This is a genomic window from Winogradskyella sp. UBA3174, from assembly GCF_002364335.1.
In the GTDB taxonomy this organism is placed as follows: domain Bacteria; phylum Bacteroidota; class Bacteroidia; order Flavobacteriales; family Flavobacteriaceae; genus Winogradskyella.
Window position 1 is genome coordinate 24,599 of record NZ_DEXW01000040.1, and the last position, 6,066, is coordinate 30,664.

At 33.6% G+C, this 6,066-nt stretch carries 7 protein-coding genes; 3 read left to right on the forward strand and 4 right to left on the reverse strand.

What is annotated here, in order from left to right; all coding sequences use genetic code 11:
- The first annotated feature begins 114 nt into the window (after positions 1–114).
- Positions 115–1,497, forward strand: coding sequence for an alanine/glycine:cation symporter family protein (locus tag B2U95_RS06610; protein ID WP_296314013.1), 1,383 nt, complete (start codon positions 115–117; stop codon positions 1,495–1,497).
- A gap of 1 nt (position 1,498) precedes the next feature.
- Complete coding sequence (gene acs / locus B2U95_RS06615; protein WP_296314015.1) at positions 1,499–3,406, forward strand: acetate--CoA ligase; 1,908 nt, start codon at positions 1,499–1,501, stop codon at positions 3,404–3,406.
- Positions 3,407–3,412: 6 nt separating this feature from the next.
- On the opposite strand, the gene B2U95_RS06620 is transcribed toward acs, so the two are convergent.
- A complete protein-coding gene (locus B2U95_RS06620) occupies positions 3,413–3,574 on the reverse strand; it encodes a hypothetical protein (RefSeq protein ID WP_296314017.1) in 162 nt (53 codons plus the stop codon).
- A gap of 123 nt (positions 3,575–3,697) precedes the next feature.
- Here B2U95_RS06620 and B2U95_RS06625 point away from each other — a divergent pair, with 123 nt between their 5' ends.
- Positions 3,698–4,354, forward strand: coding sequence for an HAD family hydrolase (locus tag B2U95_RS06625; protein WP_296314018.1), 657 nt, complete (start codon positions 3,698–3,700; stop codon positions 4,352–4,354).
- Between the two features lie 102 nt (positions 4,355–4,456).
- On the opposite strand, the gene B2U95_RS06630 is transcribed toward B2U95_RS06625, so the two are convergent.
- From B2U95_RS06630 to prfB, 3 genes are all read right to left on the reverse strand, one after another.
- Complete coding sequence (locus B2U95_RS06630; RefSeq protein WP_296314020.1) at positions 4,457–4,948, reverse strand: hypothetical protein; 492 nt, start codon at positions 4,946–4,948, stop codon at positions 4,457–4,459.
- Between the two features lie 10 nt (positions 4,949–4,958).
- A complete protein-coding gene (gene arsC, locus B2U95_RS06635) occupies positions 4,959–5,300 on the reverse strand; it encodes an arsenate reductase (glutaredoxin) (protein ID WP_296314022.1) in 342 nt (113 codons plus the stop codon).
- Between the two features lie 16 nt (positions 5,301–5,316).
- A partial coding sequence (gene prfB / locus B2U95_RS06640) for a peptide chain release factor 2 (RefSeq protein WP_296314025.1) occupies positions 5,317–6,066 on the reverse strand: 750 nt, incomplete at its 5' end.

Here is a 6,066-nt window from a genome sequence, read left to right on the forward strand (position 1 = left end):
TGTTCAAATAAAATTAACACGCCCAAGCGAAGTTATCTTTTTAACCCTACTAAATTATAAATTAATTGTAAACATTTTGCCATAAGTTTATTGTCTTTACTACATTTATAATCTATGGAAAAACTTAATACGATACTCAGTGAATTTTCATCCTTAGCTTGGGGTTTACCTTTGCTTATTCTGTTGATTGGAGGAGGACTTTACTTATTAATACGTTCTCAGTTTTTACCATTTAGATATTTAGGCCATGCAATTAATGTACTTAGAGGTAAGTATGATGATCCAAACGATCCTGGGCAAATTTCGCATTTTCAAGCATTAACGACGGCTTTATCTGCAACAGTTGGTATGGGAAATATAGCTGGTGTAGCAGTAGCTATTTCTATTGGAGGTCCTGGTGCTGTTTTTTGGATGTGGATTAGTGCAGTCATTGGTATGTCCACAAAGTTTTTTACCTCGACTTTAGCAATTATGTACAGAGGAAAAGATAGCGCAGGAGAATTACAAGGTGGTCCCATGTATTTTATAACCGAAGGTTTAGGTAAATCTTGGAAACCCTTAGCTGTGTTTTTTAGTTTCTGCGGTTTGCTTGGTGCTTTACCAGTTTTTAATGTAAATCAGTTAACACAAGCCTTAAATGATATTTTATTAATACCAAATGGAGTAGAGGTTGGTTTAAAATCTAACCTAATTATTGGAGTTGTTTTAGTTGGTATCACCGCTTTAGTTATTTTGGGAGGTATAAAACGAATAGGTAATGTAGCATCTAGACTAGTTCCAATAATGGTTGTTTTGTACTTTATATTGGTAATTATTATTCTCGTAGCTCATAGCGATGTTCTCCTTTATTATTTAAAACTCATTTTCACCGATGCTTTTGCTGCTAATTATTATCCTGAAGGTGATACGTTTTTAGGTGGAGTAGTAGGTGCTTTAATTTTACATGGTATTAAGCGTGGTGCATTCTCTAACGAAGCCGGTATTGGTACAGCACCAATGGCACACGGAGCTGCAAAAACAGATGAGCCTATTAGAGAAGGCTTAGTTGCTATGTTGGGACCAGCAATAGATACATTGCTTGTTTGCACGCTTACAGCTTTAGCTATTTTAGTAACAGGTGTTTGGGAAACGACATCTAATAATGGTGTGAGTTTAACGGCTTCTGCCTTTGCAGATGTGATGCCAACGTATGGTAAATATGCGTTACTAGTTTGTATAGCCGTTTTTAGCATGAGCTCCTTGTTCTCATATTCATATTACGGAACCAAGTGTATGTCCTTTCTATTCGGAGCGGATAAAAAACACTATTATAATTATTTTTATATTCTGAGTATATTACTTGGCGCTACAACAAGTTTAAGTATGATGATTAATCTTATAGATGGTGTATTCGCATTAATGGCAATACCAACAATGGTTGCCACAATTCTTTTAGCACCAAAAGTACTTATTGAAGCAAAAAAATATTTTACTAAATTGAAATCAAATAAATTTTAAGATGAGTAACTACCACATAAAACAGTTTGAAGAATACTTTCAAGTTTATAGAAAATCTGTAAGAAATCCTGAGCAATTCTGGGAAGAAATAGCCGAAGAGCATTTTGTGTGGAGAAAAAAATGGGATAATGTCTTAAGTTGGGATTTTTCTAAACCTGAAGTAAAATGGTTTGAGGGAGCAAAACTCAATATTACAGAAAACTGCTTAGATAGACATTTAACAACAATAGGAGATAAAACTGCTATTTTATTCGAGCCTAATGATCCAAATGTAGAAGCAGAGCATATAAGTTATAAGCAATTACACGCGCGTGTTTGTAAATTTGCTAATGTACTAAAGGATAAAGGAGTCGAAAAAGGAGATCGCGTTTGTATTTACCTACCAATGATTCCAGAATTAGCAATATCTGTTTTAGCTTGTGCTCGTATTGGTGCAGTTCATTCTGTGGTTTTTGCAGGATTTTCATCTACAGCATTATCCACCAGAATTAACGACTGTGAAGCTAAGATGGTTATTACATCAGATGGTTCATATCGTGGAGCCAAAACTATAGATTTAAAAGGGATAGTTGATGATGCATTAAAAGAATCACCTATCGTCGAAACGGTCTTGGTAGCAAAACGTATTAATTCAGATATTTATATGAAAGAAGGTCGCGATTATTGGTTGCAACCACTTTTAGATGACGCGTATCAAGATTGTAAGGCCGAAATTATGGACGCTGAAGATCCATTATTCATTTTATATACATCTGGCTCTACAGGATTACCAAAAGGTATGATGCATACAAGTGCTGGTTACATGGTATATACAGCATATACATTTAAAAATGTGTTTCAGTATAAAGATGATGACGTGTATTGGTGTACAGCAGATATTGGTTGGATTACCGGTCATAGTTACATCGTTTACGGACCATTAGCTAATGGAGCAACTACAGTTATGTTTGAAGGTGTACCTAGTTACCCAGACTTTGGTCGTTTTTGGGATATTGTACAAAAACATAAAGTCACACAATTTTACACAGCACCAACAGCTATAAGAGCTTTAGCTAAACAAGGTACTGAGTTTGTAGAGAATTACGATTTATCTTCATTGAAAGTTTTAGGAACTGTTGGTGAGCCTATAAATGAAGAAGCATGGCATTGGTACGATGAAAATATTGGTAAAAAGAAAAGTCCAATTGTAGATACATGGTGGCAAACAGAAACTGGCGGAATTATGATTACGCCAATACCGTTTTCTACGCCAACAAAACCAACTTATGCAACATTACCATTTATTGGCGTACAACCTGCTTTAATGGATGAAAATGGAAAAGAATTAAAAGGCAATCAAGTTGAAGGGCGTTTGTGTATAAAATTCCCTTGGCCGTCTATGGCAAGAACTATTTGGGGAAATCACCAACGTTATAAAGATACTTATTTTTCAGCTTATGAAAACATGTATTTCACGGGTGATGGTGCTTTAAGGGATGAAGTAGGTTATTACAGAATTACAGGTCGTGTAGATGATGTTATCATCGTTTCTGGTCATAATTTAGGAACAGCACCAATAGAAGATGCTATTAACGAGCATCCTGCAGTTGCAGAGTCAGCTATTGTTGGTTTTCCACACGATGTTAAAGGTAAAGCTTTATATGGCTATGTAACACTCAAAGATAGTGGCGAAGGCAGAAATCATGATAATCTTAGAAAAGAAATTAACCAACTGATAACAGATAGAATTGGTCCGATTGCTAAGCTCGATAAAGTTCAGTTTACCAATGGTCTTCCAAAAACACGATCTGGTAAAATAATGCGTAGAATTTTAAGAAAAATTGCGTGTAACGAAACAGATCAGTTAGGAGATACGAGTACGTTGTTAAATCCTGAAGTGGTTGAGGATATCATTAATAACGTGATATAGTTTATTCTAAGACTCTTCTGCTTTTTTTGCTTTAGCTAGATCAACTATTTCTTTAAGTCTTGCTTTACGATCAGTATATTTAGTTTTTGCTTTACTCTTTTTTTGAGCAATTAATTTACTGTGTTTGGCTTTATTGTCTATGTTTTTTTCGCGCCCTTTCTTTGCCATGTTTTATCTTAAGTTAGAATGGCGCAAAGCTAAACATAATTTAATACAAATATAACGGCATCATTATATCTTAAATGAATATATTAAAATATACTTTTTATCTTCGCCACAAAATTTAGATATATGCTGAAAGCAGTTTTATTTGATATGGATGGTGTTATAGTAGACACAGAACCTTTACATCGTAAAGCCTATCATCTAATGTTTGATGATGTGAATATTAATGTAGGTAAAGATTTGTATGAATCGTTCACTGGTCAATCTACTATTAATATTTGTAAGCGGTTAGTAGATCATTTTAGCTTAAAAGAAAATCCAGAACATTTAGTAAGTCTTAAGCGTAAGCACTTTAAATACTTATTTGAAAATGATGATGAATTAATATTAATAGATGGAGTTTTAGAACGAATTAAAGATTATCATTCTAATGGTTTAACCCTTGTTGTAGCTTCTTCTGCTTCAATGAATGGTATCAATCAAATTTTTAAGCGTTTTAATCTCAACCCATATTTTTCTAATAAGTTTAGTGGTGCAGATTTAAAAAAGTCTAAACCTCACCCTGAAATTTTTATAATAGCAGCCGAATCTACAGGTTTTAAAAAATCTGAATGTATGGTGATTGAAGATTCAACAAATGGCATAAAAGCAGCACATGCAGCAGGTATATTTTGTGCAGGCTTTAAAAGTCCACATTCTTCTGGACAAGATTATACTTTGGCTAATATTGTCATTTCTGATTTTGAAGAAATTTCATATTCTAATCAGGATACTTTTTTTTAAGCTAGTATTTAATATTGTATTTAAAGAATAATAACTTAGACCAATAAAAAAATCCTAAGCATTACTGCTTAGGATTAACTTTATATTAGAGTAAAATCAGAATTATCTATTATCATCCTTTTTCTTCTTCTTTTTCCTCTTCTTCTTTTTCTTCTTTTTATCTTTTAAAGCTTCTTCGTCATCAAATTTTCCCTGAACAAAATCTTTAAGCTTAAGTATATCCTCTTCGGACATAAGCTCCTCTACTTCTTTAAAATGCGTAATTTCTAAATTCTTTATGGCTTTATTGCGTTCAATACTGTGATTAAATTTTGTTTTTAAAAGAACAACTTTTTCTTTATAAAAGTTGTTGATGTATTGTTTAAGAATTTCTTTCTGAAAATCATCTGCCTCTAAAGTCGTCATGAAATTACTGATATATTCAGCCTTACGTTCATCAATATCACGTTGGCGTTTTTCAATATCATTTTCAGTAGGAGCTCTACTTGTTACAGGAGGAGCATTTAAGTTTCTTCGCCGTTGTTGCTGCTGTTGTTGAGCAAATACATTGATGTTTACAAATAGTATAAAAAGGATGAATATTGTCTTTTTCATAATAATAGTTTTAAATAATTTCTAATATAGTTTCTGGTGGTCTGCCAACCACGGCTTTACTTTTATTAACTACAATTGGTCGTTCAATAAGCTTTGAGTGTAAAACCATAGCTTCAAGAATTTGTTGGTCCGAAAGTGTTTTACTCTTATAATCAGATTTCCAAATAGTTTCATTTTTACGAACCAAATTTATAGGTTTTATATTTAATTTAGAAATAATCGTTTCTAATTCTGAAACAGTTAACCCATCTTCTAAATATTTAATGATTTTAAATTCTTTACCAGAATCTTCTAGTAAAGCTAAACCTTGTCTAGACTTAGAACATCTTGGGTTGTGGTATATTTTAATCATGCTAGTTTTTTATCAATTATAATGCTGAATCCTCTTTTTGACCCATCATCATAAGATAAGCCTTTAAGAAGGGTTCTAAATCTCCATCCATCACTGCATCTACATTGCCACTTTCGTATGCGGAACGTACATCTTTAACTAATTTGTAAGGATGCATAACGTAATTACGAATCTGACTTCCCCATTCAATCTTCATTTTACCCGCTTCAATATCGTCGCGCTGAGCCATTTGCTTTTGCAGTTCTATTTCATACAATTGAGACTTCAGCATTTGCATGGCTCTCGATCTGTTGTCTTGCTGAGAACGGGTTTCTGAACATTGAATTTGAATACCAGAAGGTTTATGTTTCAATTGCACTTTAGTTTCAACTTTATTTACATTCTGTCCACCTGCTCCACTAGATCTTGCAGTTGTGATTTCGATATCTGCAGGATTAATATCAATTTCTATAGAATCGTCAACTAAAGGATATACATAGACCGAAGCAAAACTGGTATGTCGTTTTGCATTACTATCAAAGGGAGAAATACGCACTAAACGGTGTACACCATTTTCGCCTTTAAGCCAACCGAAAGCAAAATCTCCTTCAATCTCTATAGTCACAGTTTTAATACCAGCAACATCACCTTCTTGGTAGTTGAGTTCTTTAACTTTATAGCCACTTTTCTCTGCATACATTAAATACATACGCATTAACATATTTGCCCAATCGCAAGATTCTGTGCCACCAGCACCAGCGGTGATTTGAAGCACAGCACTTAAGCT

Coding starts and splice junctions, on each gene's coding strand:
- B2U95_RS06610 (WP_296314013.1), top strand. CDS start 115: ATGGAAAAACTTAATACGATACTCAGTGAATTTTCATCCTTAGCTTGG.
- acs (WP_296314015.1), top strand. CDS start 1,499: ATGAGTAACTACCACATAAAACAGTTTGAAGAATACTTTCAAGTTTAT.
- B2U95_RS06620 (WP_296314017.1), bottom strand. CDS start 3,574: ATGGCAAAGAAAGGGCGCGAAAAAAACATAGACAATAAAGCCAAACAC.
- B2U95_RS06625 (WP_296314018.1), top strand. CDS start 3,698: ATGCTGAAAGCAGTTTTATTTGATATGGATGGTGTTATAGTAGACACA.
- B2U95_RS06630 (WP_296314020.1), bottom strand. CDS start 4,948: ATGAAAAAGACAATATTCATCCTTTTTATACTATTTGTAAACATCAAT.
- arsC (WP_296314022.1), bottom strand. CDS start 5,300: ATGATTAAAATATACCACAACCCAAGATGTTCTAAGTCTAGACAAGGT.